This is a genomic window from Proteiniphilum sp. UBA1028 (assembly GCF_002316955.1).
Lineage (GTDB): Bacteria > Bacteroidota > Bacteroidia > Bacteroidales > Dysgonomonadaceae > Proteiniphilum.
Genome location: NZ_DCEN01000050.1, coordinates 822 through 1,411, shown reverse-complemented (window position 1 = coordinate 1,411; position 590 = coordinate 822). Strand labels below are relative to the sequence as shown.

The following is a 590-nucleotide window of genomic DNA, read 5'->3' as shown; positions in this document are numbered from 1 at the left end:
ATAAGGACAAAGGTCGAGCAACGGCTTCCGGTTAATGTACCCGTTTGACACCATGACCGTCTTCATTTTGTTTTCGTGTGCCAGCACCGCAATGTCGTACATATATTCGTAGAACACCGTCGGCTCCGTGTAGGTGAAAGCGATGAGTCCCGTGTTGTACGCGAGCGCTTTGTCAATTATTTCCTGCGGGTTAAACCGGAAATGAGGCAACTCATCCGGCGAAGCCTGCGATATTTGCCAGTTTTGGCAATTGGCACACCGAAAGTTACATCCTGCGGTAGCCAGCGACAGGATATTTTCGCCCGGGTAGAAGTGGAAAAGCGGTTTTTTTTCAATCGGGTCCATGCTCACCGAGCACGGATTACCGTAGGCCAGGGTATACAGCGTTCCGTTCACGTTTTTTCTCGCGTGGCACAATCCCGTTTCGTTTTCCTGCAACAAGCACACATGCGGACAAAGAAGGCAACGGACAGTCCCCCCGCCTTTTTGCTCCTGATAACACGCTGTCTTGTACATATCTGCAGAATCAGTTCTTTTCATTGCTTCCATTTTTTGCACCCATCGGCAGCCTCCGTTATGGATTCCAAATT

The 590-nt window shown here is 49.7% G+C and carries 1 protein-coding gene; it reads right to left on the bottom strand.

The genetic code is table 11. The features are described from left to right. The coding region (locus tag B3Z75_RS09270) for a radical SAM protein (protein WP_294070641.1) at nt 1-540 on the bottom strand (540 nt) is incomplete at its 3' end. Nucleotides 541-590 lie beyond the last annotated feature (50 nt).